Source organism: Actinomyces sp. HMT897, from assembly GCF_016626125.1.
Classification (GTDB): Bacteria; Actinomycetota; Actinomycetes; order Actinomycetales; family Actinomycetaceae; genus Actinomyces.
Window position 1 is genome coordinate 1,394,949 of record NZ_CP067336.1, and the last position, 24,500, is coordinate 1,419,448.

General features: G+C 69.3%; 25 protein-coding genes. 14 read left to right on the forward strand and 11 right to left on the reverse strand.

Translation table 11 applies throughout. The features are described 5' to 3' along the window. Positions 1–282: 282 nt before the first annotated feature. Both JJJ15_RS13010 and JJJ15_RS05625 read right to left on the reverse strand, forming a co-directional pair. Positions 283–1,104 carry a hypothetical protein gene (locus JJJ15_RS13010; RefSeq protein ID WP_246742174.1) on the reverse strand — a complete coding sequence of 274 codons (822 nt, stop codon included), beginning with the start codon at positions 1,102–1,104 and terminating at the stop codon, positions 283–285. A gap of 1,101 nt (positions 1,105–2,205) precedes the next feature. Then, positions 2,206–2,403: a hypothetical protein gene (locus JJJ15_RS05625; protein ID WP_200511727.1), complete on the reverse strand. Its 198-nt coding sequence runs from the start codon at positions 2,401–2,403 to the stop codon at positions 2,206–2,208. A 1,233-nt stretch (positions 2,404–3,636) separates the two neighbouring features. Here JJJ15_RS05625 and JJJ15_RS05630 point away from each other — a divergent pair. From JJJ15_RS05630 to JJJ15_RS05665, 8 genes are all read left to right on the forward strand, one after another. Then, positions 3,637–5,325, forward strand: coding sequence for an aspartate kinase (locus JJJ15_RS05630; RefSeq protein WP_200511728.1), 1,689 nt, complete (start codon positions 3,637–3,639; stop codon positions 5,323–5,325). Beyond that, the gene (locus tag JJJ15_RS05635) at positions 5,322–6,401 is read left to right on the forward strand and encodes an aspartate-semialdehyde dehydrogenase (protein ID WP_200511729.1); all 1,080 of its coding nucleotides are present in this window, start codon (positions 5,322–5,324) and stop codon (positions 6,399–6,401) included. Before JJJ15_RS05630 ends, JJJ15_RS05635 begins: the two co-directional genes overlap by 4 nt. A gap of 88 nt (positions 6,402–6,489) precedes the next feature. Further along, positions 6,490–6,720: a hypothetical protein gene (locus JJJ15_RS05640; protein ID WP_165271607.1), complete on the forward strand. Its 231-nt coding sequence runs from the start codon at positions 6,490–6,492 to the stop codon at positions 6,718–6,720. A 54-nt stretch (positions 6,721–6,774) separates the two neighbouring features. Beyond that, the gene (locus JJJ15_RS05645; RefSeq protein ID WP_200511730.1) at positions 6,775–7,122 is read left to right on the forward strand and encodes an S-adenosylmethionine decarboxylase; all 348 of its coding nucleotides are present in this window, start codon (positions 6,775–6,777) and stop codon (positions 7,120–7,122) included. Then, positions 7,119–7,796: a hypothetical protein gene (locus JJJ15_RS05650; RefSeq protein WP_200511731.1), complete on the forward strand. Its 678-nt coding sequence runs from the start codon at positions 7,119–7,121 to the stop codon at positions 7,794–7,796. The genes JJJ15_RS05645 and JJJ15_RS05650 overlap by 4 nt, the downstream gene beginning before the upstream one ends. Before the next feature lie 6 nt (positions 7,797–7,802). After that, entirely contained in the window at positions 7,803–8,516 is a 714-nt protein-coding gene (locus JJJ15_RS05655) for a hypothetical protein (RefSeq protein ID WP_200511732.1), read from the forward strand. A 10-nt stretch (positions 8,517–8,526) separates the two neighbouring features. Further along, on the forward strand, positions 8,527–8,778 hold the full coding sequence (locus JJJ15_RS05660; RefSeq protein WP_106109837.1) for a DUF350 domain-containing protein: 252 nt from the start codon (positions 8,527–8,529) through the stop codon (positions 8,776–8,778). A 151-nt stretch (positions 8,779–8,929) separates the two neighbouring features. Further along, entirely contained in the window at positions 8,930–10,456 is a 1,527-nt protein-coding gene (locus tag JJJ15_RS05665; RefSeq protein ID WP_200511733.1) for a polyamine aminopropyltransferase, read from the forward strand. A 75-nt stretch (positions 10,457–10,531) separates the two neighbouring features. Here JJJ15_RS05665 and JJJ15_RS05670 read toward each other — a convergent pair whose 3' ends face one another. The 6 genes from JJJ15_RS05670 to JJJ15_RS05695 all read right to left on the reverse strand — a co-directional run bounded on the left by JJJ15_RS05670 (position 10,532) and on the right by JJJ15_RS05695 (position 16,821). Then, positions 10,532–12,181, reverse strand: a complete 1,650-nt coding sequence (locus tag JJJ15_RS05670; RefSeq protein ID WP_200511734.1) for an NAD-dependent malic enzyme — start codon at positions 12,179–12,181, stop codon at positions 10,532–10,534. Positions 12,182–12,302: 121 nt separating this feature from the next. Beyond that, positions 12,303–13,175, reverse strand: a complete 873-nt coding sequence (locus tag JJJ15_RS05675; protein ID WP_106109840.1) for a MurR/RpiR family transcriptional regulator — start codon at positions 13,173–13,175, stop codon at positions 12,303–12,305. Between the two features lie 43 nt (positions 13,176–13,218). Further along, positions 13,219–14,118, reverse strand: coding sequence for a metal ABC transporter permease (locus JJJ15_RS05680; protein WP_200511735.1), 900 nt, complete (start codon positions 14,116–14,118; stop codon positions 13,219–13,221). After that, a complete protein-coding gene (locus tag JJJ15_RS05685) occupies positions 14,118–15,071 on the reverse strand; it encodes a metal ABC transporter permease (protein WP_246742175.1) in 954 nt (317 codons plus the stop codon). The genes JJJ15_RS05680 and JJJ15_RS05685 overlap by 1 nt, the downstream gene beginning before the upstream one ends. 2 nt (positions 15,072–15,073) lie before the next feature. Beyond that, positions 15,074–15,826 carry an ABC transporter ATP-binding protein gene (locus JJJ15_RS05690; protein ID WP_200511736.1) on the reverse strand — a complete coding sequence of 251 codons (753 nt, stop codon included), beginning with the start codon at positions 15,824–15,826 and terminating at the stop codon, positions 15,074–15,076. A gap of 35 nt (positions 15,827–15,861) precedes the next feature. Further along, entirely contained in the window at positions 15,862–16,821 is a 960-nt protein-coding gene (locus JJJ15_RS05695) for a metal ABC transporter substrate-binding protein (RefSeq protein WP_246742176.1), read from the reverse strand. A 319-nt stretch (positions 16,822–17,140) separates the two neighbouring features. Between JJJ15_RS05695 and trxA the strand changes: the two genes are divergently transcribed. Continuing rightward, entirely contained in the window at positions 17,141–17,515 is a 375-nt protein-coding gene (gene trxA / locus JJJ15_RS05700) for a thioredoxin (RefSeq protein ID WP_200511738.1), read from the forward strand. A gap of 110 nt (positions 17,516–17,625) precedes the next feature. Then, positions 17,626–18,114: a DNA starvation/stationary phase protection protein gene (locus tag JJJ15_RS05705; RefSeq protein ID WP_200511739.1), complete on the forward strand. Its 489-nt coding sequence runs from the start codon at positions 17,626–17,628 to the stop codon at positions 18,112–18,114. A 333-nt stretch (positions 18,115–18,447) separates the two neighbouring features. Here the strand turns inward: JJJ15_RS05705 and JJJ15_RS05710 are convergent, their stop codons facing one another. Then, on the reverse strand, positions 18,448–18,933 hold the full coding sequence (locus JJJ15_RS05710; protein WP_200511740.1) for an NUDIX domain-containing protein: 486 nt from the start codon (positions 18,931–18,933) through the stop codon (positions 18,448–18,450). A 345-nt stretch (positions 18,934–19,278) separates the two neighbouring features. Between JJJ15_RS05710 and JJJ15_RS05715 the strand changes: the two genes are divergently transcribed. The 4 genes from JJJ15_RS05715 (at position 19,279) to JJJ15_RS05730 (ending at position 23,257) form a co-directional block, all read left to right on the forward strand. Continuing rightward, a complete protein-coding gene (locus tag JJJ15_RS05715) occupies positions 19,279–19,518 on the forward strand; it encodes a PspC domain-containing protein (RefSeq protein WP_200511741.1) in 240 nt (79 codons plus the stop codon). Positions 19,519–19,724: 206 nt separating this feature from the next. Beyond that, positions 19,725–20,474 (forward strand): TetR family transcriptional regulator, encoded by a 750-nt coding sequence (locus JJJ15_RS05720; RefSeq protein ID WP_200511743.1) that lies wholly within the window; start codon positions 19,725–19,727, stop codon positions 20,472–20,474. A gap of 9 nt (positions 20,475–20,483) precedes the next feature. After that, positions 20,484–21,575, forward strand: coding sequence for an ABC transporter ATP-binding protein (locus tag JJJ15_RS05725; RefSeq protein ID WP_200511744.1), 1,092 nt, complete (start codon positions 20,484–20,486; stop codon positions 21,573–21,575). Continuing rightward, positions 21,572–23,257: a hypothetical protein gene (locus JJJ15_RS05730; protein WP_246742177.1), complete on the forward strand. Its 1,686-nt coding sequence runs from the start codon at positions 21,572–21,574 to the stop codon at positions 23,255–23,257. Before JJJ15_RS05725 ends, JJJ15_RS05730 begins: the two co-directional genes overlap by 4 nt. Before the next feature lie 93 nt (positions 23,258–23,350). On the opposite strand, the gene JJJ15_RS05735 is transcribed toward JJJ15_RS05730, so the two are convergent. Beyond that, entirely contained in the window at positions 23,351–23,863 is a 513-nt protein-coding gene (locus tag JJJ15_RS05735; RefSeq protein WP_246742178.1) for a hypothetical protein, read from the reverse strand. A gap of 103 nt (positions 23,864–23,966) precedes the next feature. Then, complete coding sequence (locus JJJ15_RS05740) at positions 23,967–24,479, reverse strand: hypothetical protein (RefSeq protein ID WP_246742179.1); 513 nt, start codon at positions 24,477–24,479, stop codon at positions 23,967–23,969. Positions 24,480–24,500 lie beyond the last annotated feature (21 nt).

Sequence of the window (24,500 nt, forward strand, 5' to 3'; positions counted from 1 at the left end):
GCCGCACCCCCGGAGAATATAATTGTATTCTTACGTCGCCCTCGATCCGCCTCGGCGCAGGTCCCAATGCGTCTGCTCCTCAGCCAAAAAGGCCACATAAGTTCATATTCTTCTAACATTAAGATTCCTCAGGAACCCCACGACAGTGCGGTCGAATTACCTTCCAATGTTCCCCGCAGGCCGCACTGGGCCTGCCTGGCCGCGTGAACCCTGGCATCACTTCCTCTTCCTGTCGCCCAGATTCTGAGGGCCTCGCCTGGCGGCCGCGTGTGACCCCTGGCATTACCCACGCCCCGGCCTCCATGCGCCGCCCTGCGAGACCTCAGGACGCGCCCAGGTCCAGGAGGAGTCGGAGTACTCCTCCTCGGTGGGCTCCAGAACATCCAGGACCGTCTGAAGAGCGTGCGGCCCGTCAAGCCGACGTCGCCACTGCCTCGAGGAACGGGGCGAGAAGGCATCCACCAGACGCTGGATCTGACGGCTCGACACCGGCACATAGGCCATAGGGAACTGCCAACCCTCATATAGGTCGCTTGTCCCGATAAAAAGGGACGGCCCTCTGCCTCCCTGGACGACCGGCTCCTGGGACCAGTCAAAGGACACCTGCTCGCCATTGATCCGGGTAAAACTGATCCTCTTACCGTCAAGGAGGATACGCTCAGCCTCCTGCCCCCCTTCCCAGAACATAAGCACAAGATATACTGACCCGCAGATCCCGGCACCGCCGACAGCTCCTCCGGCAACAGCGGGAGCCCCTAGGGCATGAACCAGGGCCGCCCCTGGAAGACCGAGCACCATGAGCCCCCACGGAACCAGTTCCCAGACAATGATCTCCCGGGGAACCACCATGGTCACACCACGATCGGTGCCACGCCAGAGGCATCGGCCTTCACGTATGTACGACCTGATCCGGGCAAATGAGATGCTGTAGACCAGGAAGATGGTGCCGATCCACAGGAGGACAATCATTATCCCGTACGCCCCGAACACTGACAGGATCGCGCCCAGAAAACACGAAGCCGTCATGACGCGCAATATCGTCAAAGTATTGACGCGCTTACGGTCATACTTATCGCAGGTCCACAGCTCATCATCTTTCTTCAACAACACAGGCTCCCATCGCTGCAGGGCGAGCGCACCGCCTCGGCGCAGCTGCCACCAGATCCCCGGCCATAACCTCACCACCACTTTATCTCCCCAATATTACGCACGGTGCCGCGAGGCGTCAGGAGGCGCCCAGGTCCAGGAGGAGTCGGAGTACTCCTCCTCGGTGGGCTCCAGGACGTCCAGGACTGTCCGAAGAGCGTACGGCCCGTCAAGCCGGTGACGCTTTGAGACACTGTGAGAGAAGGTGCCTAGCAGACGCTGGAACTGACGGCACGACACCGGAAGGAGAAATATGGGGAACCGCATACCGCCAACCTTTCCTTTTGTGTTAATAAGCAGTTCACCACCGTTTACGTGCGAGGCCGAGGGCTTCTGCGACCAGGGAATGAAACTGTTTTGCCTCGTGATTCGGGTAAGCCGAATGCCCTCACCTGTAACGAGGATGCGCTCCCTCGCAGGCAGACCTCTCCAAAAACAACATATAGCACCCACGAGAGACAGTGCGCCCACGATGCCAAGGAAAAATCCTGGAAGATCATCACTAAAAATCATTTCGAGCGCGCCAGAGAAAGTAAATGACAAATACAGCACCCACGGCGCCAGATCAAGTACTATCAGTTCTCGTGGCACCTCCATGATGACTCCACTTTCAGTTGTCGACCACAGAGAGCGCCCCGTCCTCATATAGTGTCTCAAACGGATCAACGACACCGCGTAGATCGCGAACAGCGCGCCCAGGGGAAGATAAACCAAGAGTATCGATGGAGCCCCTAGTTCGACCAACAGAAGAAGCGGGACCGATAACGCCGCGAGCCCGGAGCACATCACTGTATTCCTACGTCGTCCTCGATCCACCTCGGCGCAGGTCCCAATGCGCCTGCTCCTCAGCCAAAAAGGCCATGCGGGCCCTTCTGTCATGAAGATTCCTCCAGCACCCCACGACAGTGTGGCTGGACTACCTTCCAATGTTCCTCGCAGGGCGCACTGGGCCCGCCTGGCCGCGTGAGCCCTGGCATCACTTCCTCTTCCTGTCGCCCAGATTCTGAGGGTCTCGCCTGGCGGCCGCGTGTGAGCCCTGGCATCACCCACACCCCGACCTCACGCGCCACCCTGCGAGACCTCAGGACGCGCCCAGGTCCAGGAGGAGTCGGAGTACTCCTCCTCGGTAGGCTCCAGGACGTCCAGGACCGCGGTGAGGGCCTCCGGACTGCGCAAAGACGCCTGCAGTCCAGGGTCGTTGCTGAAGGCGTCCAGCAGCCGCTGGAGCTGACGGCACGACACCGGCACATAGCCCATGGGGAACTCCAATCGTCCGGGGTAGTATGCTGCCTCGATAAGAGCACCTTGCCAGCTGGCACCAATGACCGCTGGCCTCTGCAGCCAGCTAATGGATACGTGCCCGCCGGTGGACCAGGTAAAACGGACGCCTTCATCGTGAAGGAGAATCCGTTCTACCTCCATGCCTCCGTTCCAGAGAATGCGCACAATGTGCATGGAACCGTAGATCCCAGCACCAGCAAAAAAGCCTACGGCAACCGCATTCCCTCCCAACGCACGCACCAAGACCGCCCCGGGAATACCGAGCGTCATAAGCACCCACTCGACCAGCTCCCACATAACGAGATCGCGAGGAACCTCCATGACCACGCCCAGGTCATTAGCATGCCAGAGACGCCTGCCTCCAAGCAGGCACGACCTGACTCGGGCCAGCGACACGCTGCCGGACAAAAAGGCTATGCTGGCCCATAAGCTGATAACCATTATGTAGTACACGCCCAGCGCGAACAGGCAGGCAGCCAGAAAACTGAGAGCCGCCATAACACGACATGACATTAGCCCTCTTCTGCGCCTGCGATCAAACTCGCCACAGGTTAACACCTTATTCGTTTTCTTCTTCAGCACGACCTCCTCCCGACACCCAGCCCACATACGGGCGGGACAATGGTCTGCGGCCTCTCAGAGGATCTTCCTGCGGGAGCCGGGCGGGAGGCGTCATAGCCGGGTCGGGGAACCATACGCAGAGCCTACTCCTCCCGCCCTCGGTGGGGAACACCCTTTTATGTACCCGTTTTGTGCGCCCAATTCCCTGCGTCGGACACACCGCCGCCATACGGGCGCACCGCACCGGCACCTTGCCGCGCCACCCGCCTGCCCCGACGACCTCTGGAGCCACACCCGGAAGGACGTCCCGCGCTTGTCGCCCAGCTGAGCCCCCGGGTCACGTCTGGAGCCGCGCCCGGAAGGACGTCCCAGGCTAGGTGGGTTGGGAGCGACAGGGGCTTTCTCGGGGGCTGGGTGGTGGGCATGCCGACCGCCCGCGCCACGGGCCCGGGAAGGCCAGGGCCCGTACCACCGGCCGCTGGCCGTTTACCCCGTCTCATACAGGCTCCTCGCTTCGCCACCGCCCCCGCGGATCCGTATGCTGGGCGGCGATGTCACGCCGGTGTGGGCCGCCGCCAGCCAGGCGACGCCCCGGTGCGGCACCGCAGCCGGGGCCTTAGACCCCCAGAACCGCAATGAGGAGAGCCTATGGCCCTGGTCGTGCAGAAGTACGGCGGTAGCTCCGTCAGTGACATTGAGGCGATGCGCCGCGTCGCCAGGCGGGTGGTGGCCACGCGCCAGGCCGGTAACACGGTCGTGGTGGTGGTCTCCGCCATGGGTGACACCACCGACGAGCTGCTCGACATGGCCGACGCCCTGACCGACGCCGCCCCCGCCCGCGAGATGGACATCCTCCTGAGCGCCGGGGAGCGCATCTCCATGGCGCTGCTGGCCATGGCGGTCAGCCAGCTCGGCGTCCCCGCCCGCGCCTACACCGGCGCCCAGGCCGGGGTCCTGACCGACTCCAGGTACGGGCGGGCCTCCATCGTGGGCGTCATCCCCGAGCGAGTGGCCCGCACCATCCAGATGGGGGCCGTGGCCATCGTGGCCGGCTTCCAGGGGATCAACGAGGTCGAGGACGTCACCACCCTGGGCCGCGGCGGCTCGGACACCACCGCCGTCGCCCTGGCCGCCGCCCTGAACGCCGACGTCTGCGAGATCTACACCGACGTGGACGGCCTGTTCACCGCCGACCCGCGCATTGTGCCCACCGCCCGCCGCGTCGAGATCCTCTCCAGCGAGGAGACCCTGGAGATGGCGGCCCACGGCGCCAAGATCCTCCACCTGCGCGCCGTGGAGTACGCCCGCCGCTTCGGGGTGCCCCTGCACGTGCGCTCCTCCTTCTCCGACAAGACCGGCACCTGGATCTACGACGGCCGTCGCAGCGGCCCCTTCGTCCCCCCCTACATCCCGGCCGCCGATGACGACGACGTCGCCTCCACGCCCCTAGCCCCCTCCCTGGGAACGGGCGGGGCCGGGGCGGCGGCCGGCGCCAGCACGCCTGCCGCCGCCCCCACCACTAGCACGCGCCCCGCCTCCAGCGCCCCAGCTACCAGCACCCCGGCCACAGGCACGACCCCCGCCTCCGGCTCCACCACCCCGGCCACAGGCACCAGTGTCCCGGCCTCCGCTGCCCCCACCCCCGACTCCCATGCGGACCCCGCCGTCCGGCCGCGAGTCGACGCGGTCACCGGGCGGGTGGTGGCCCCCCAGGGCACGGCCGCGCCGACGGGCCCCTCGGTGCACCACTCCCACATGTCCGCCATCAGCCACCGCGCCCGCTCGCGCCCCCGCCCCACCTCCAAGGAGGAACACGTGGAAGCCCCTGTCATCACCGGAATCGCGCACGACCGCAGCCAGGACAAGATCACCCTCGTGGGCGTCCCCGACGTCCCCGGCGCCGCCGCCCGCATCTTCGCGATCGTGGCCGGACAGGACACGAATATCGACATGATCGTCCAGGACGTCTCCGCCGAGGGCACGGGACTGACCAATATCTCCTTCACCTGTCCCGACGGCGACTCCGCGGCCGCCATGGAGGCCCTGGAGAAGGCGCGCGGCGAGCTCGGCTTCCGCTCCCTGCACTTCAACCCCGCCATCGGCATCCTCTCCCTGGTGGGCGCGGGCATGCGCTCCCACCCGGGGGTGTCCGCCCGACTCTTCGGCGCCCTGAGCGACGCCGGGGTCAATATCCACATGATCTCCACCTCCGAGATCCGCATCTCGGTGGTGGTGGACGACGCCGTACTCGACGAGGCCGTACGCGCCGTCCACACCGCCTTCGGCCTCGATGCCGCCTCCGCGGAGGCGGTCGTGTACGGAGGGACCGGACGATGAGCAACACCGTCAACACGTTCACCGGGCAGGCCGACGGCGTCACCGTCGCCGTCGTGGGCGCCACAGGACAGGTGGGCCGCGTCATGCGGACCATGCTGGCCGAGCGCGGGTTCCCGGCGCGCGCCGTGCGCCTCCTGGCCTCGTCCCGCAGCGCCGGGACGGTCGTGGACTTCCGCGGCGCCCGCATCGAGGTCGAGGACGTGGCCACCGCCGACCTGGACGGCATTGACGTCGCCGTCTTCTCCGCCGGGGCCACGGCCTCGCGTGAGTACGCACCCCGCTTCGCGGCGGCCGGCGCCGTGGTGGTGGACAACTCCTCGGCCTGGCGTCGGGACCCGCAGGTCCCCCTGGTGGTGGCCGAGGTCAACCCCGAGGCCCTGGCCGAGCGCCCCAAGGGGATTATCGCCAACCCTAACTGCACCACCATGGCCGCCATGCCCGCCCTCAAGGTCCTCCACGACGAGGCCGGGCTGGTCCGCCTCATTGTCTCCACCTACCAGGCCGTCTCCGGCTCCGGGCGCGCCGGGGTGACCGAGCTGGCCACCCAGGTGCGTGCCGCCGCCGATCAGGACATGGAGGGCCTCGCCCTGGACGGTCGCGCCGTCACCTTCCCCGCGCCGCAGGTCTACGTGGACACCATCGCCTTCAACGCCGTCGCCTGGGCCGGTTCCGACGCCGGGGACGGCAGCGGGGAGACCGACGAGGAGCAGAAGCTGCGCAACGAGTCCCGCAAGATCCTGGGGATCCCCGACCTGGCGGTCTCCGGCACCTGCGTTAGGATCCCGGTGTTCTCCGGCCACGGCCTGAGCGTGAGCGCCGAGTTCGACCGGGAGATCAGCGTGGAGCGGGCCCGCGAGCTGCTGGCCGCCGCCCCCGGAGTCACCTACGCCGACGTGCCCAGCCCCCTGAAGGGCACGGGGCGCGACGGGACCTTCGTGGGCCGCCTGCGCGCCGACCAGGCCTACGCCCCCGGTCACGGCCTGTCCATGTTCGTGGTGGGCGACAACCTGCGCAAGGGCGCGGCCCTCAACGCCGTCCAGCTCGCCGAGCTGGTGGCCGCCGAGCTCCGTTCCTGAGCGCCCGCTGGCAGGACCTCGCGTTCTGCTCAGTAGGGACCTCGCGTTCTGCTCAGTAGAAGGGGTCTGCCTACCGTAGACTGGCCCCATGTCCTACCTTCGTCGGGCGCTGGACGACGTCCTTGACGACCTCTTCCCCGCGGCCCGCGCCGTCGCCGTTGACGGCGCGAGGGCCGTGGGCAAGACCGAGACGGCACAGCGACGGGTCCGCCGGGTCGTCCGCCTCGACGACCCGGCAGTGGCCGCCGCGGTCGCCGCCGGCCCCGGCGAGTACCTGGACGGCGCCCCCACCGTCCTCCCCCTGGCCCTTCTCGGCTGACCCAGGCGCCGCCCGGTTTTTCCAGACGTCGGCCGCACTTGCTAGGGTGCCCCCATGGACTTCGCGGAGGTATGGACGGTGAGCTACCGGCTCAGTGGCGCACGGCCCGACCTGCTCAACGACCTGCCCACCGTGCGACGGGCCCTCCAGGACTCCGCCCAGGCCGCCGGGCTGCACGTCCTGTCCTGCGCCCACCACACGTTCACGCCCCAGGGGGTCAGCCTGGCCCTCATCCTCTCGGAGTCCCACCTGGCCGCCCACACCTGGCCGGAGGCGGGTGGCGCCTACGTCACGGCGACCAGCTGCTCACCCGCCAGCAAGGAGGCCGTCACGGCGGTCGCGGACGTCCTCACCAGGGCCTTTGACGCCCAGGAGGTCACGAGCACGGTGGTGTCGCTGTGAGCGGGTCCCCGACCAGGGCCAAGATCGCGATCGGTGACGTGCTGGGCGGCGCCGAGCCGGGACTGCGCGTCCAGGCGTGCCTGCTGTACCGGGTGCTGGACGAGGACGAGGAGTTCAACCGAGCGGCCAGGCTCCACGCGCAGAGTCAGGACGAGGACGAGGAGGACGAGGAGCCCAGCCTGTCCGACTACTGGGAGTGGTGGGAGCTGGTGGGCCCCGACCGCCACGACTACTGGGTGGAGGTGGACCACGGCTCCTGGCGGACCAGCGTCTACGAGCCCCTGCCCGCGACGGACGTCATTGACCCGACCGGGCTCCAGGTGGGGCAGCACGTCACGCTCACCGGCACCATGGCGGGCCAGCAGGCCGTGGTCACCGAGCGCAGACTCGGCCGGGTCTCGCAGGTGACGGGACAACCCACCTACCCGGCAGCCCCCGACAAGCCCGTGACCTACGTGACCGTCAGGACCACGGGCGGGGACAAGGTGAGCCTCACCTTCAGATCCTGCCCGGGACGCCCGCTGCGCGCCTACCGCAGGCAGGTCCTCTCCCCCCGGAAGCAGAAGCGCCGGTTCGGCCGGGTCCTCTTCTCAAACACCTTCTTCAATATCATTGACATAGTCTTCGAGTCCGTCGCGCGGGTCATCAAGATCCTCCTGTGGTTCATCAGGTAGACATCCATGAGTACACCGGATACAAAGGCCAACCTCAAGATCGGCGACGTGCTGGACGGCGCCGAGCCGGGACTGCGCGCCCAGGCGTGCCTGCTGTACAAGGAGTGGGACGAGGAGGACGGCGAGCTCTACTACTGGGAGGAGTGGGAGCTGGTCGGCCCCAACCGGTACGAGTACTGGGTGGAGGTGGACCACGACTCCGGGCAGACCAGCCTCTACGAGCTCCTGCCCGCAACGGACGTCATTGACCCGGTCGGGCTCCAGGTGGGGCAGTACGTCACACTCACCGGCACCATGGCGGGCCAGCAGGCCGTGGTCACCGAGCGCGGGCTCGGCTACATCGAGAAGGTCATGGGCCGGACCACCTACCCCGCCTCCCCCGGTGAGTCCATGATCTACGTGACCGTCAGGACCAAGGGGCAGGGCAGTACGGAGATCACCTTCGAGAACTGCCCGGGACGCCCGCTGCGCGCCTACCGCAAGCGAGCCGTCTCCTCCGCCGAGCAGAGGCGCCGGTTCGGCCGGGTCATCCACGCGAGCGGCTCCGCCAGGGCCTGGTACCTGCTCCTGTGGGTCGTCGTGATCGCCGTCGTCATCTCGGTCATGGCCACCTGCGCCACAAGAGGCAATCGCTGCGACCCCACCAAGGAGGACTGCAGCAGTAGCAGCTACCGCCACCGCGGCCCCTACGGCGGCGGCGGGGGCGGCGTCGGAAAGTAAAGGAGCCCGCATGCGCCCACTCACTGCTCCCACCCAGTCCGCGGACATTGCGGGCCTGGCCTGGCAGCCGCTCCTGAGCACCGTGGTCTACGCGGTAATAGGGGTGGTGCTGCTCATGCTCTTTGCCTGGGTCGTGAACGTGGTCTTCAAGCTGGACCTGCGCCGCGAGCTCATTGAGGACCAGAACCCCGGTCTGGGCCTGGCGTTCGCCGGCACGGTGATCGCCATCGCCATTATTATTGCCGGGACGATTATCAGTTGACCGCCTCAGCCACGACCCCGGGGGCGTCGGCCGTGCGTACCGCCCACGGCACCCCTGGCCCCGTCACGCCCCCTCACGGCGCCTGCGAGGAGGCGGGCCCCTGCCGTGCCCGCCCCGCCCGCCCCGGCACGCCCCTGCCGGGAGGTCGCCCGTGAGCCGCGCCGGGGCCCGTCGGCGTGAGGACGCCACGCTGTTCGCGGCCGCGGCCCTGGTGGCCGTGGGCGGGCTCATCTACGAGCTCATCCTGGGTACGGCCGCCTCCTACCTCGTCGGGGACTCCGTCCTCAGCTTCTCCCTGGCCACAGGCGTCACCCTGTTCGGTATGGGGCTTGGCTCCCTGCTGGTGAACCACCTGGGCTGGGAGCCCGCCACCAGCTTCGCCGTCAACGAGGTGCTGCTGGGGCTGGTGGGCGGCAACTCGGTGCTCGTCCTGTACCTGGCCTTCGGCTACACCCGGCTGCACTGGGTGGTGTTCTGCGCCATGAGCCTGGTCATCGGGGTGCTCATCGGCCTGGAGATACCCCTGCTGGTCAAGACCTTCGCCGCCTTCGGGCGGGGCTCCTCGGTGGAGCTGTTCAGCCGGGTTCTCGCCATTGACTACTTCGGGGCCCTGGTGGCCTCCCTGGTGTTCCCGCTACTCCTGCTGCCCCAGCTGGGTCTTATGCGGGGCGCCTACCTGGTGGGGGCCGTCAACACGCTCGTGGCCGTGCTCATGCTCGTCCAGCTGCGCAGCTCCCGCAAGGCGCTGGCGGCCGCCGTCGCCGCCCTGGTGGCGCTCACCGGCCTGTTCCTGGGGGCCAACCAGCTGGAGCACTCAGTGGGCGCGGCCACCTACCGCGACCCGGTCATCTACTACGACCAGTCCGCCTACCAGAAGATCGTCATCACCAAGTACGGCGCCGACCTGCGGCTCTACCTGGACAACCAGCTGCAGTTCTCCTCCCTGGACGAGAGGCGCTACCACGAGACCCTGGCCGGCAGCGCACTGACCTCCGTGGAGGGGCCCGCCCACGTGCTCATCCTGGGGGGCGGGGACGGGCTCCTGGCGCGCGAGGTCCTGCGCTACCCCAGCGTCCAGGACATTACCCTGGTGGACATCGACCCCGCCGTGACCACACTGGCACGCGACAACCACCTGCTGCGGGAGGTCAACGACGGCTCCCTGTCCAGCCCCCGGGTGCACGTGGTCAACGGGGACGCCTTCCAGTACGTCTTCGACACCACCGCACGCTACGACGCCGTCCTCGTCGACCTGGTGGACCCCTCCAACGAGAGGCTGGCCAAGCTCTACTCCCAGGAGTTCTACACCCAGGCGGAGAAGGTCCTCACCGACAAGGGGGTCATGGTCACGCAGGCGACCTCCTCCTACTTCTCACCGTCGGCCTTCGCCACGGTGGCGAGCACGGTGCGCGCCGCCCAGCCGGGGCGCACCGTGGTCCCCTTCAGCGTCAACGTACCCTCCTTCGGTGAGTGGGGCTTCGTGCTGTCCACGACGGCGCCCGAGGCCCTGGCCAGCCAGCCGCTGCCCGCGGGCCTGGACTACCAGAACCACAGGCTCCTGGACTTCATCCTGGTGCAGGACCCGGCGCGGACCCCGGAGGTGGAGCCCTCGACCCTCCTGCACCCGCGCATCGTGGAGCGCTACAACAGCGACATGCGGCAGTGGCGCTACTACTGAGCGGAGTCGCAGGCGGACCGAGGGGTGGTCCCGGGGACGGCGCGACGGCCCCCGCGCCCCACCCGGGCCCGCGCGTCAGGCGAGCTCGCCGTAGGCCGGCTGCCACATGGCGTCCTGCACCGCCTGGACGAGGTTGTCGTGGCTGGCGGTGGCCACGCCGTCGGCCTGGGCCTGGCGCGCCACGGCCACCGCGACGGTCGCCGAGGAGGCCCGCAGGTTCTCCACCGGCGGCAGCAGCGAGGCGCCGGGCTCGGTGGGGTCCACCTGGCTGGCCACGGCCTGCGCGGCGGCCAGCAGCATCCCGTCGGTGACCCGCGAGGCCCCCGAGACAATGACGCCCAGCCCCAGGCCCGGGTAGAGCAGGGCGTTGTTGCCCTGGCCGATGGTGAAGGTCGTGCCCTCGTAGTCGAAGGGGGCCACCGGGATGCCCGTGGCCACCAGGGCCTTCCCTCTTGACCAGGCGATGACGTCCTCGGGCATGGCCTCAATGCGCTCGGTGGGGTTGGACAGCGGCAGGATAATGGGACGCTCCACGCCGGCGCTCACGGCCTCGACGACCTCGCGGGTGAAGGCGCCGTGGTTGGTGGAGGTACCAATGAGGACGGTGGGGCGGGCGCGGCGCACCACCTCCAGGAGCTCGACGGCGCCGCGGGAGGAGCGCTGCCAGTCGGCGACCTCGGCGGCGGGGCGGGCGTAGGCGCGCTGGTAGTCGGGCAGGTCGGTCATGTCGTCGGTGACCAGGCCCGCCCGGTCCACGAGCCAGATGCGGGCGGTCGCCTCCTCGGGGGAGAGGCCGTCGCGCACCATGCCGGCGTGGATCTGGTCGGCCATACCGGTGCCCGCGGTCCCGGCCCCGTAGACCACCAGGCGCTGGTCGGCGAAGGTCTGGCCGGTGACCCGCATACCGGAGACGACGGCGGCCATGACAATGGCGCCGGTGCCCTGCATGTCGTCGTTGAAGACGCGGTACCTCTCGCGGTTGGCCTGGAGGATGCGGCGGGCGTTGGCCGGCCCGAAGTCCTCGAAGTGCAGCAGCGCGTTGGGGAAGAGCTCACTGGCCACCGCCAGGTACTCGTCGATGAGGGCGTCGTAGCGCGCCCCGCGCACGCGCGCGTGGCGGTTGCCCAGGTAGGCGGGGTCGTTGAGGAGGAGCTCGTTGTCGGTGCCGCAGTCCAGGTTGACGGCGACGGCCCGCTCGGGGTGGATGCCGGCGGCCGCCGTGTAGACGGCGAGCTTGCCCACCGAGATGTCCGTGCCGTTGACCCCCCAGTCCCCGATGCCCAGGATCTCCTCAGCGTCGGAGACCACGAGCAGGTCGACGTCGTCGGGGCCCAGGCCGAGCCCCTCGAAGGAGGGGCGCACGTCCTCGATACGGTCGACGGACAGGTAGACGGCCCGGGAGCGACGGTAGTCCCGGCTCCACTTCCTAATGGCCTCCCCCACGGTGGGGTCGTAGACGATCGGGAGCAGCTCGACCAGGTGGTCGGTCAGGAGCCGGTAGTAGAGCACCTCGTTGCGGTTGTGGAGCTGGTCGAGGAAGACGTACTTGTCCAGGTCGGTGGTAAAGGAGCGCAGCTGGGCGTAGGAGCGGGCGGCCTGCTGGTCCAGGGTCTCCACGGCCGCGGGGAAGCGGCCGACCAGGCCCAGGCGACGGCGCTCCTCGAGCGTGAAGGCGGTACCGCGGTTGGTCAGGGGGTTGGTAATGACGGACGGCTTGGCGCGCATGTGCTCTCCCGGGGTGGTGCTGGTGACATCAGGAGCGTCAGTCAACTGACGCCCACTGCCTGATACCTCGAGAGAAGTTACTTCCGGTACCTGGGCGGAACCTGGGTGCCCGCCGGGCCGGTCAGCACGTGATGTAGCCGCCCAGGGCGGTGAAGACCTCCTCGACCGCCGCCGCCCGCCGCAGCTCGGGGTGCACGGCGGCCACGGAGTCCAGCAGCGCCTCCAGCACCACGAGCGTGCCGACCCGGGTGCGGAACATGGCGTCCTGGCCGGTGGAGGGGGTGACCAGCAGGACGTCGGCCAGGGGCGGCAGCGGGCCGACCCGCCGGTTCGTCAGCAGCACCGAGGTGGCGCCCCGCTCGCGCGCCAGGCGCAGGAGGGCGGCGACCGGCGCCGGGCTGCGGTCGAAGGCGGCCGCCAGGACCACGGCCCGCGCGTCCAGGCCGGCCAGGGCGTGGGCCCAGCGGTCCGTGCCGTCCAGGACGGTGACCCCGCCGCGCAGGTAGGACAGCAGGAGCCCGAAGTAGTGCAGCAGAGGCTGACCCGAGGCCACCGCACCGAGGTACAGGGGACGGTCGGCGTCGGCCACGAGGGCGCCCACGCGCCCAAGGACCTCATCGTCCACGCAGGCCAGGACCCCGGAGACGGCCTCCTGGGCCAGGGCGGCCCGGTGGCCCAGCACCGCCCGCCCGGGCTCCCCGCCGTCACCGAGCCGCCGGAGCCGCTCCACCGGCAGGGAGAGGTCGTGGCGGACGCGCGTACGCAGGCTGCGGGTCATGTCCCGGAAGTCGGCGTAGCCGAGCTTGCGCGCGAACCTGGCTACCGTGGCCGAGGAGACGCCGACGCCCTGGCAGACCTCCTCCAGGTTGAGCAGCGCGGCCCCGGGCAGACGGTCCTCGTAGAAGCAGGCGACGTCGCGCTCGCGGGCCGTGAGGTCGGCCGACGCGAGCCGGTCCAGGAAGGGGGTCTCAGAGGGCGTGTCCGCAGGCTCCACGGCGCCAATCTAGCTGACGCGGCGAGGCGGAGCCGGCAGGGTGTCACACGCTCTGGGCACCACCGGCTGCCTTGGAGTCAGGCAGGACGAGGCGGGGACGGCGCCGGGTGACCAGCATGACCGTAAGGAACACCAGGGCGTCGACCACGGCCATGGTCGAGGATGTCGCCAGGTCCGCCTGGAGCGCCACCCAGAAGCCCAGCAGCGCCGAGAGCGCCGCGATGACCAGGCTCAGGAGGACCGCCCCGGGCAGGGTGCGGGCCAGCAGCAGCGCCGTGGCCGGGGGGATCGTCATGAGGGCCACCACCAGGATCGCCCCGGCCGCGTCAAAGGCGACCACCACCGTCAGGGACACCAGTGCCATGAGCCCCAGGTCCGTGCTGCGCACCGGCAGCCCCATGGTGCGGGCGGTGACGCGGTCGAAGGTGGAGAGCTTGAGGGTGCGGAAGCAGACCAGCACGTAGACGGCGGTGATGGCGAGCACACCGAGCAGCCGCCACATGGTGCGCGGCCCCAGGTCGACGGCGCCGTCCGCGACGAGCACGTGCTCGGGGGCCAGCGCCATGAGGTTGAGATCCCCGGTCAGGACCGTGTCCTCGCTAATGTGGACCTCGGACAGGGTGGTGGACAGCAGGATGACCCCCAGGGCGAACAGCGCCGGGAACACCAGCCCCTGGTCGGCGTCGCCGGCTACCAGGCCGCTGGACCGCAGGCGCTCGGCCCCCAGGACCACGAGCAGCCCCATGGCGGAGGCCGCCACCACCATCAGGGGCGAGTGGGTGGTGCCCGACAGGATGGCCCCGATGACGATCCCGGGCAGGACCGCGTGCGACATGGCCTCCACGAGCATCGCCTGGTGGCGCAGCACCAGGAAGGTACCGGGAAGGGCGCAGGTGACGGCGGTGACGACGGCCAGGAGCGCGACGGCGACAATGAACGGCATCAGGACTCCTCCCCCTTCGCCTGGGCCAGGAGCCGACGGCGCTGGGCGCGCAGAGCCCGACGCCGCTGCAGCACGGAGCGCTCCGGGGCGGCCAGCAGCGAGACGACGAGCACAACGGTCAGGACCAGGACCACCACGGGCCCGGTGGGCACCTTGCCGAGGTTGACCGCCAGGCCGGAGCCCACGGCCCCGGACAGGGCGCCGATGACGCCGGACAGGGTCACCATGGACCACAGCCGGTGCGTCCACTGGCGGGCCGCGGCGGCGGGCATAATGGCGAAGGCGATCATGAGGATGAGCCCCACGGCCTTGATCCCGATGACCACGGCGACCGTGGCGGTGCCCAGGAGCAGGGGGCCGAGGACGGTGGGGGAGAACCCCATGGTGCGGCACAGGACCGGGTCGAAGGTGAAGACCTTGAACTCCTTCCAGGCCAGGAGGACGACCAGCAGGGCCGCGGTGCCGAAGCCGCCTATGGTCACCAGGTCGGCACTGGTGAGGGTGGAGGCGTTGCCGAACATGTAGTGGCTGATCCCGCCCCGGTTGGGCAGGGAGGAGTGGACGATGACGCGCAGCAGCACCATGCCCGAGCCGTAGAACAGTGCCAGGCAGATGGTCATGGCGGCGTCCATGCCCACCCGCGAGTGGCGGGCGATCCAGTTTGCCAGCAGGACGGCGCAGGTCGAGGCGATGATCGAGCCAATGGTCAGCACCAGCATGGAGCGTCCGTCCACACCGATCACGGCGGTGGCCAGGATGAAGGACCCGGCAACCCCCAGGGTGGCGGCGTGCCCGATAATGTCGGAGACCAGGGACTGCTTGTGCAGGTACAGGAAGGAGCCCAGGAGGCCTGCCGCGCCCCCGACGGCGGCCGTCCCCAGGAGCATGGTGCGGAAGGTGTAGCTGGCCAGCAGCTGACCGGGCCCGACCAGCTCGGGAAGTGCCGCGAGCACGCTCACCGCTCCTCCTGGGGGTGCAGGGCCTCGTCGACCAGCCCGTAGGCCCGGTGCAGGTGCTCGGGGGTGAAGGCCTCCTCCAGGGTCCCGACGCTGACGACGTCCCCCTCGGACAGGAGCAGGGCGTGGGTGCACAGGCGCCGCACCGTGGACAGGTCGTGGTGGATGATCACAATGGTCTTCCCGTCCTGTCGCAGGGAGTCCAGCACGCTGGCGATGGCCCGCTCCGAGGCGACGTCCACCCCGGCGAAGGGCTCGTCCATGAGGTAGACGTCAGGCTCCTGGGCGAGGGTGCGCGCCACGAAGGTGCGCTGCTTCTGCCCCCCGGAGAGCTGGGAGATCTGCCGCCCGGCCAGGTCGGAGATGCCAGCCGCCTCCAGGGCCGCCTCGACGACGGCGCGCTGGGCCGCCCCGGGACGACGCCACCACCCCAGGTGCCCGTAGGTGCCCATGGTGACCACGTCGCGCACCGTGGTGGGGAAGTCCCAGTCGACCTCCGCGGTCTGGGGCATGTAGGCCACACGGCTGCGGGAACGGGCAAGATCCTGCCCGAAGAATCGCACCCTCCCTGTCAGGGTGGGGACGAGCCGCATCATGGCCTTCAGGAGGGTGGACTTCCCGGCGCCGTTGGGCCCCAGGACCGCCATGACCGCACCGGGCGGCACGTCGAGGGTGACGTTCCTGAGGGCCAGGCGGTCGTGGTAGGCCACGCTCAGGCCGGTCACCTGGCAGGGGGTAGTGACGTCGTGCACGGGTCTGCTCGCGGTACGCGGGTGGCCCACCGACGTCACTTCGTGGCCAGGGCGGCCACGATGGCGTCGGCGTTGTAGGCGAAGACACCCAGGTAGGTGTCCACGGGAGCCTGCTCGCCCAGGGAGTCGGCGTAGAGCGGCTTGTCGGAGACCTCAACGCTCCAGCCCTTGGCGACCACAGCCTCCTTGAGGTGGTTAATGGCCTCAGGGTTCTTCAGGTTGTCCTGGAAAATGGTAGGAACCTTCTTGTCCGCGATAAGCGTGGCGAGCTCCTCGATCTGGGTGGCGGAGATCTCGGACTCGGAGGAGACGAAGTCGGTGGCGTGAATCTCGATGTTGTAGGTCTTGCCCAGGTAGTTGAAGGCGTCGTGGCCGGTGACCAGGACGCGCCGCTCCTGGGGGATGGTGTCGAACTTGGTCTGGGCCTCGGCCTTGGCCTGGTCGATCTTGGCGTTGTAGGCCTCGCCGTTGGCCTTGTAGGTAGCGGCGTTGTCCGGGTCGATCTGGGCGATCTTCTCCGCGCAGGCGGTGACGACGTACTTCCAGTTGTCGGGGGAGTTCCACACGTGCGGGTCGTGCCCCTCGATCTTGCCGTCCTCCTCCCAGGGCAGGAGCATGTCCTCGGGGATGGCCTCGGCGGCGGCGACCTGCTTGTCGCCGAGCTTCTCGAGCTGGCCCATCATCTTGTGCTCCATGTCGTGGCTGGTCCACAGCACGACGTCGGCCTGCTCAATGGCCTGGGTGTCCTTGGTGGTCAGCTCCTGGGTGTGGGGGTCCCCTCCGGGACCGACGAGCACGGTGACGGTGGCGTCGGGGGCGATATTCCTCGCGGCGTCCCCGAGGTAGCCGGTGGTGGCCACGATCGTCAGTCCGGTGGAGCCGGTGGAGCCGGCGGTCCCCTTCTCGGAGCTGGTCTTGTCCGTGGCGCAGGCGGCGAGGGCGGCCCCGGCCAGGACGGTGGCCGAGACGAGGGCAGAACGGCGGGAGATAAGCACGGGGGTCTCCAAGGTTAGGTAGATGAGGCTAACTTCAGGGGCACAGGGATGATAACGACAACCTCTGTCAGTTGCAAGGACGGGTCGTCCGCGACGGGGCCCGGTTTGCCGCGGGCGGGCAGGGCGTCCGACGCCGCCGGGCGCAGGCGGGCCCGGGGCCTCGTCCGCCCCGGGCGGGCAGGAGTCGCGACCTTCCGGCCCCGCGCCGTCGGGCACGCCACAGCCCCGCCCCTGAGACACCCGGAATAGGACCTGGGTCCCGGTGGTTGTGCCTGGCGCACAGAACGAGCCGCTACCGACTCTCCTGGAAAGGACCCTCATGGCCGCCATCAACATCACCGGCGAGGACTTCAACAAGACCGTCCGCGGCGAGGGCATCACCCTCGTGGACTTCTGGGCCTCCTGGTGCGGTCCCTGCATGCGCTTCAAGCCGGTCTTCGAGAAGGCCGCCGAGGCCAACCCGGACATCACCTTCGCCAAGGTGGACACCGAGGCCGAGCAGGGTCTGGCCAGCGCCCTGGGCATCTCCTCCATCCCGACCCTCATGGTCTTCCGCGACGACGTCCTGGTCTACCGGGAGGCCGGCGCCCTGCCCGCCTCGGCGCTGAACTCCCTCATTGAGCAGGTCCGCGGCCTGGACATGGCCGAGGTCAAGGCCAAGATCGCCGCCGAGGAGGCCGAGGGGGCAAAGTAGGGCGAACGGGTCAGCCCGGGCCTTAGGTAAGTCATTTCAAACCACGTCACAACTGTTGACAACACCACAAACATTAGACCTTTAAGCCATCTAGCACTAAGGTAGAGCACATGAGCAAGAAGTACACCGCCCCGGTCCTGCCGACCTTCACCGCTGGCCCCGAGCTGGTCGCCGACCTGCAGCGCGCGCTGACGGACATTACCGCCCTGTCCCTGGTGGGTAAGCAGATCCACTGGAACGTCGTCGGCGCCGGCTTCCGCGACCTGCACCTCAACCTTGACGAGGTCGTGGACATCGCCCGCGAGGGCTCCGACGAGCTGGCCGAGCGCCTGCGCGCCGTCAACGCCGTCCCCGACGGCCGCCCCGCCACCGTGTCCGCGCAGACCACGCTCCCCGAGGCCCCCGCCGAGCTGGTCCTGGTGCCCGACGCCGTGGACTACATTGTCTCCGCCATCAACGCCGTCGTGACCACCCTGCGCGACATCCACGACGCCGTGGACGAGGCCGACCCCTCCTCCTCCGGCATCCTGGAGGACTACACCAGCCGCCTGGAGCAGCAGGCCTGGTTCCTGGCCTCCCAGAACTACCGCGCCGTCTGAGCGCCGCACATTCTTTTTACAATCCACGATCATAAAGTGGCGGGATCGCGCGGATCCTTGTGATGACGCAGACCCAGGAAGCAGGATGAATGTGCAACGACGACCGCGTTGCACATTCATCCTCTTTCTGTACCTCGCGCAGTTTCGCGGATCCGCATGATCCCGCGGTTTACTGATCGACGACTGTAAAAAGAATGTGCAACTCGCGCCACGGTTCCCGAGGGCGGCCCGAGGCGACCCGGCTCGCGTACCGGCGGCACCTTGGCGCCGGAGCGAGCCGAGGTGCCCGGGCTGGCCCCGTGGCAGAGCTGCCTTAAGACCGGGCCAGCACCGTCAGTCGAACCGGGTCACCCCGTCACCAAGCCAGTCCTGGGCCACGGCCAGGCGCCGCCGGGTGGTGCGGGTCAGGGGCTCGGGCAGGCGGTCCAGGGCGAACCAGCCCACGGCGGTGGACTCCTCGTCCCCCACGCCCGCGGCGGCCACCTGGCTGGCGTCAGCCCGCGCCACGAAGCAGATGTCCATAAAGACAGCCCGGTCCCCGTTGGCAAAGGCGAGGGGCTCCTCGGCATGGACCTGGGCCACACCCAGGATCCTGGGACGCACCCGGGTCTCCTCGACGCACTCGCGCAGGGCCGCCTCCCCCGGCTGCTCCCCCGGCTCAGGGATGCCCGAGACCACGGCCCACATCCCGTTGTCGCTGCGGCGCCCCAGGAGCGTCCGGTCGGCGTCGTCCAGGACCACGAGGCTGACCCCCGGCAGCCACAACTGCTCGTGACCGATCTTGGCACGCAGGGACAGGATGAAGTCAGGTGTCGCCATGACCTGAGCCTACGCGCGCCGGGGGCGGCCTCCCCATCATGCGGGCCAGCCTGGCCGATAGTGCCTGAGCCTACGCGCCGGGAGCGGCCGGGTGCCCGGCCAGCCCGTAGCGGCGTCCGCCTACGCGCCGCGCGCCGGGAGCGGCGCTCTTGGCCCACCTGCACCGCTGATGGGGCGGGCCTACGCGCGCCGGGAGCAGCACTCATAAGCTTCCGCCCCCTGTAGACCGTCTACGTCCTTGGCGCCAGCCTCCGTGGGCCGCTCCTAAGACGAGCCGACAGGATCAGGGTGATTTCAGGGTGGTCCCTGATACCCGGGCCGGTCCCGGCTCGGCACACTGGCCTCATGACACAGCAGTACCCCGGCGGCCCGTCCCTCTCCGAGCGCACCGAGTCCTGGCGCATGAACCTCCCGCGCCGCTCCCGCAACCGTCTCCTGGCTGGCGTGTGCGGCGGACTGGCGCAGTCGTGGGACATGAGCCCCACCCTCGTGCGCCTGGGCTACCTGGCCCTGTCCCTGCTCCCGGGCCCCATGTGGGTGGCCTACGCCGCAGCCTGGATCCTCATGCCCGACGCCGACGAGTAGAGGCAGGAGGCCACGAGGTCTCGCCTGACTACGAGGCCCTGCCAACCACGAGGCCCCGCCTGACTACGGGGCCTGCCTGAGTCCCGCTTCCGCGTGCACGCCCCTGTGCCAGGTCCGTCCGCAGCCACAGCTGGCTGCGACGCCCACGACCCGGCACAGGGGCGTGCACGTCTACCCCCTTGCCCCGAGCTAAACGCTCGTATAACATGTTGGTCGTGCATTCAACACCGTTACCCCGGGACTCCGACCTCACGACCGCCGCCCGCATCCGCAACGCCGCCATCGCGCGGTTCGCCCGCGACGGCTTCGGGGTGAGCCTGCGCGCCATCGCGGCCGACGTCGGGGTGACGGCCGGGCTCATCACCCACCACTTCGGCTCCAAGGACGGTCTGCGCCGAGCCTGCGACGCCGAGGTGCTGCGCCTGACTGAGGAGGTCAAGCGCTCCTCGGCCTACTTCGGCGGGCCCACGGACCTCATGACCCAGATGTCGCAGGTCAAGGAGTACATCCCGGCTACGGCCTACGCCATGCGCTCCCTCATGGAGGGAGGCGGACTCGCCACGGCCCTAATGGACCTCTTCGTGGGGGACACCGTCTCCTACATGTCCGACGCCGTGAAGGCGGGCGCCGTGACGCCCTCCCACGACGAGGAGGCCCGCGCCCGGTACCTGCTCTATGCCGGGTTCGGCGCGATCCTGCTCTTCCTGCGCTACGAGGCCTCCGAGCCCGGCGACATCGAGTCGGCCATCCGGGAGTTCATGGAACGCTACGGCCCCGTCACCGCCGAGCTCTACTCCCGCCCCCTGTTCACCGACCCCGGGCTCTACACCGACTACGTCCAGGCCACGTCAGCCGACCCCGACGCCGCGACCTCTCCCACCGGGGACGCCAGGGCCAGCCCCGACGTCCCCGGCCCGTCGCACGACCCCCACTCCTTCCCGTCCGACCTTCCTTAAGGAGGAATCATGGAACCCCTTGCGGTACCGCGGGCCAGCCAGCCCAGGCAGACCCGTCCCAACAGCCCTGCCCCCGTCATCGACGTCAGGGGCCTGGTCAAGATCTTCGGCCGGGGCGCCAGCGCTACCCGCGCCCTGAACGGCCTGGACCTGAGCGTCGCCCCCGGTGAGGTGGCTGGCTTCCTCGGCCCCAACGGCGCGGGCAAGTCCACCACCCTGCGCATCCTGCTGGGCATGATCCGCGCCGACGGCGGCCGGGCCCGCCTCTTCGGCGCCGACCCCTGGGACGACGCCGTCGCCCTCCACGAGCGCCTGGCCTACGTGCCCGGCGACGTCGCCCTGTGGCCCTCTCTCACCGGGAGCCAGACCCTGGAGGCCCTCGCCTCGCTCCGACGGCGCCCTGGGGCCCAGGGCAGGGAGGTCGCCCGACGTCGCGCTACGCTCATTGAGCGCTTCGACCTGGACCCGAGCAAGAAGGTGCGCGCCTACTCCAAGGGCAACCGGCAGAAGGTCGCCCTTATCGCCGCCCTGAGCGAGCCGGTGGACCTCCTCGTCCTCGACGAGCCCACCTCCGGCCTGGACCCCCTCATGGAGGAGATCTTCCGCCAGTGCGTGGTCGAGGCCACAGAACAGGGCACCACCGTCCTGCTCTCCAGCCACATCCTGTCCGAGGTGGAGACCCTCTGCGACACCGTCACCATTATCCGTGCCGGACGCACCGTGGAGCACGGCTCCCTGCACCACATCCGTTCCCTGCTGCGCACCCGCGTCCACGCCGTCGTCGAGCACGACCCGCACGCCCTGACCACCCTGGCAGGTGTCCACGACCTGACCTCCAGCCCCCTTGGAGCCCGGAACGAGGGCAGGGACGGGGACGCCCACCGCGACGTCTGGAAGGTGGACCTGAGCCTGGACCCCGCCTGCAGCCCGCAGGTCATGAGCGCCCTGACCGCCCTGAGCGTACGTTCCCTGACCGCCACCCCGCCGAGCCTGGAGGAGCTCTTCCTGCGTCACTACGAGGAGGACCTGAGCGAGCCTGAGGCGACCATAGGTCGCAGGGAGGACACGGCAGACGCCACCAGCACGGAGGCGGAGTCATGAGCGCGGCCCCGAGCCTCTCCGTCACGACGGGTCACCGGATGACCGTGCTCTCCCCCCTGACCCGCCTGACCCTGCGACGCGAGCGGCGCAGCGTCCTCGCCTGGGCCCTCGGGACGGGACTGCTGTCCCTGTACTGCGTGGCGGCCTTCACCAGCATGTACACCACACCCCAGGAGCGCGCCACCGCCGCGCTGACGTACACCACCCCCGCCAGTATCGTCTTTACCGGACCCGGCTACGGGCTGGAGGCCCCCGACCCCACGCTCGGCGCCCTCTTCGCCTGCGCGGTCCTGGGCTACCTGGCCACGGTGACCTGCCTCATGGGGACGCTCATGAGCGTGGCGCGCACCCGCGGGGACGAGGAGGACGGTCCCGGTGAGCTCCTGCACGCCGCACCCGTCAGGCACGGGGAGAACGCCCGCGCCGCCGCGACCTGCGTCACCCTGACCTCCCTGGCCGCCGGGCTGCTCCCCGCCCTGGCCGCGCTCGGCGGAGGCCTTGAGGTGGCCGACTCCCTGGTCATGGGACTGACCCTGGTCCTGACCGGGTTGGTATCCGGGGGTGCCGGCCTCGTCCTGGCAGCCCTGGCACCCTCCGCGCGCGCCGCCCGTGGCAGCGGGTGCCTGCTCGCGGTCGTCTGGTTCCTGCTGCGTGGCATCGGCGACGCAGACAGCTCGGTAGGCTTCCTGTCCTGGCTCACCCCCGTCGGCCTGGTCCAGCAGACCCGCCCCTACACCGGTATGCGCTGGGAGCCCGTGGCCCTCCTGGCCCTGGCCGCGGCGGTCCTCGTAGGCACCGGGCTGCACCTGCACACCCGACGCGAGCTGGGCCAGGGGCTGCTGGCCGGACGCCGCGGCAACGGGCGCCACCGCCCCGGCCCGCACGGTGTCGTCGCCCTGGCCCTGCGCACCTGCGCACCCACACGGTGGTGGTGGACGCTCGGCGGTGGGATCTTCGGTGTCTGCTACGGGATGTTCGCCCCCAGTATCGAGGACACCTTCGCCGAGATGTTCCAGACCAACCCCCTCATGAAGGACTTCGTGGGCGGTGAGCTCACCGTGCAGACCTACCTGTCCCTCCTCATCGGCTACGGGGGTCTCCTGACCGGGGCCTGCGCCGTCGCGCTCGCGACCGGCAGCGTGACCGAGGAGGACAGGGGACGGACCGCGACCGTCCTGGCTGCTCCTGTCTCCCGGCTACGGTGGCTGGCAGGCCGGGTGGTCGTGGTGGTCACCGGTACCGGGACCATGCTCGCAGCAGTAGGCGCCGCCCTGTCCGCCAGCGCCGTACCCGGGCTCGTCGCGCACGGCTCCCCGGCCGCGGACGCGCCCTGGCACCTGGTGGGTGCGGTAGCCGTGGGCGCCCTGTCCGCGTGGCCGGCCGGGCTGCTCACGGGGGCAGTCGTCCTGGCCGTGGGCGCCCTGGCGCCCCGCCTGGCCCGCCCAGCCGGGTGGGGGCTGTTCCTGCTGGTCACCGTCCTCCAGGTGCTCGGCCCCCTGGCCCGGGCCCCTCGGTGGCTGCTCAACCTCTCGCCGTTCACGCACAGGCCCGACCTACCCGGTCAGACGGGCCTGTGGGGGCGGGCCGACGCCTGGGTGGGCCCGGGTGTGTGCCTGCTGGTCGCGCTGGCCCTGGTGGTGGTAGCCGCTGGTGCCCTGCGCCGTCGGGACCTGCAGGGGTGAGCTGCGCTTGTGCTGACAAGGGCGCGCCACCGGGGAACCATCGCGGTTCAGGCGGCCGAACGTCCCCTGGTCCGGCCTGGTGCACATGACCTGTCAGCGGGGGGCGCCGCGGATAATGAGCCAGCCGCGGCCCAGGGGACGCTCCAGGACGATATCCGCGTCCCCGAAGCCTGTCGACCAGGGGCGCGTGATATTATCGGCGCCAATCTCGACCAGATCCTCGTCATCCGGCCTCGTCACGGGACTGTTGTCAATAAGTTTACCAGAGGCGATCGTGTTCCTGGTGACGTAGTCGCGTATGGCCTCCTCGGTGGCGGTAAAGGCTATAACGTACCCCCAGCCGCCGGGGAAGTCTGCCGCGAAGTTGAGAGCCGGGGCGACCGAGACCACCTGGGCCCCCTCGGGTAGCTCCTGCCCCTTCCGCCCGTGGGGGCCCCTACCGACGGTCAGGATCTGGTCCAGGTGCTCCATGTCAGCCGGATAGGGGGCGCCCTCCTGCACGGTAGACGTCCCCACCGGGGTCGCCGGCACACCAACCAGACGGGACAGGGAACAGGCCGCCAGGCAGGTACAGGCCAGCACGACCACCACCACACGCCAGGCCACTAGGAACCTCCTACACACACTCTACCCCTCCCCGCTCATAACCGACGACGTACCAGTTACGTCGTACTCCTGAGCCAGTCCAGTCTGGTATGTCTCTGATCCGTCAGCGGGGGGCGCCGCGGATAATGAGCCAGCCGCGACCCAGGGGGCGCTCCAGGAGGAGAACCACGTCCCAGAATCCTGCTGACCAGGGGTTCTGAATAGCACTGAGGTCGACGTCCTCAAACCTGTTGCTCTCCGGATTCGCCGCCGGACTGTTGTCAATGTACTTGCCGTTGAAGCCGGTGTTCCTGGTGACGTAGTCGCGTATGGCTTCCTCGGTGGCGGTAAAGGCTATGACGTACCCCCAGCCGCCGGGGAAGTCTGCCGCGAATTTGAGGGCCGGGGCGACCGAGACCACCTGGGCACCCTCAGGTAGCTCCTGCCCCTTCCGCCCGTGGGGGCCCCTACCGACGGTGAGGATCTGGTCCAGGTGCTCCATGTCAGCCGGATAGGGGGCGCCCTCCTGCACGGTAGACGTCCCCACCGGGGTCGCCGGCACACCAACCAGACGGGACAGGGAACAGGCCGTCAGGCAGGCACAGGCCAGCACGACCACCACCACACGCCAGGCCACTAGGAACCTCCTATACACGCT

Coding starts and splice junctions, on each gene's coding strand:
- JJJ15_RS05715 (WP_200511741.1), top strand. CDS start 19,279: ATGACACAGCAGTACCCCGGCGGCCCGTCCCTCTCCGAGCGCACCGAG.
- JJJ15_RS05670 (WP_200511734.1), bottom strand. CDS start 12,181: ATGCGCGCCAAGCCGTCCGTCATTACCAACCCCCTGACCAACCGCGGT.
- JJJ15_RS05710 (WP_200511740.1), bottom strand. CDS start 18,933: ATGGCGACACCTGACTTCATCCTGTCCCTGCGTGCCAAGATCGGTCAC.
- JJJ15_RS05680 (WP_200511735.1), bottom strand. CDS start 14,118: ATGCCGTTCATTGTCGCCGTCGCGCTCCTGGCCGTCGTCACCGCCGTC.
- JJJ15_RS05725 (WP_200511744.1), top strand. CDS start 20,484: ATGGAACCCCTTGCGGTACCGCGGGCCAGCCAGCCCAGGCAGACCCGT.
- JJJ15_RS05720 (WP_200511743.1), top strand. CDS start 19,725: ATGTTGGTCGTGCATTCAACACCGTTACCCCGGGACTCCGACCTCACG.
- JJJ15_RS05730 (WP_246742177.1), top strand. CDS start 21,572: ATGAGCGCGGCCCCGAGCCTCTCCGTCACGACGGGTCACCGGATGACC.
- JJJ15_RS05705 (WP_200511739.1), top strand. CDS start 17,626: ATGAGCAAGAAGTACACCGCCCCGGTCCTGCCGACCTTCACCGCTGGC.
- JJJ15_RS05625 (WP_200511727.1), bottom strand. CDS start 2,403: ATGGGCTATGTGCCGGTGTCGTGCCGTCAGCTCCAGCGGCTGCTGGAC.
- JJJ15_RS05630 (WP_200511728.1), top strand. CDS start 3,637: ATGGCCCTGGTCGTGCAGAAGTACGGCGGTAGCTCCGTCAGTGACATT.
- JJJ15_RS05645 (WP_200511730.1), top strand. CDS start 6,775: ATGGACTTCGCGGAGGTATGGACGGTGAGCTACCGGCTCAGTGGCGCA.
- JJJ15_RS05655 (WP_200511732.1), top strand. CDS start 7,803: ATGAGTACACCGGATACAAAGGCCAACCTCAAGATCGGCGACGTGCTG.
- JJJ15_RS05640 (WP_165271607.1), top strand. CDS start 6,490: ATGTCCTACCTTCGTCGGGCGCTGGACGACGTCCTTGACGACCTCTTC.
- trxA (WP_200511738.1), top strand. CDS start 17,141: ATGGCCGCCATCAACATCACCGGCGAGGACTTCAACAAGACCGTCCGC.
- JJJ15_RS05660 (WP_106109837.1), top strand. CDS start 8,527: ATGCGCCCACTCACTGCTCCCACCCAGTCCGCGGACATTGCGGGCCTG.
- JJJ15_RS05635 (WP_200511729.1), top strand. CDS start 5,322: ATGAGCAACACCGTCAACACGTTCACCGGGCAGGCCGACGGCGTCACC.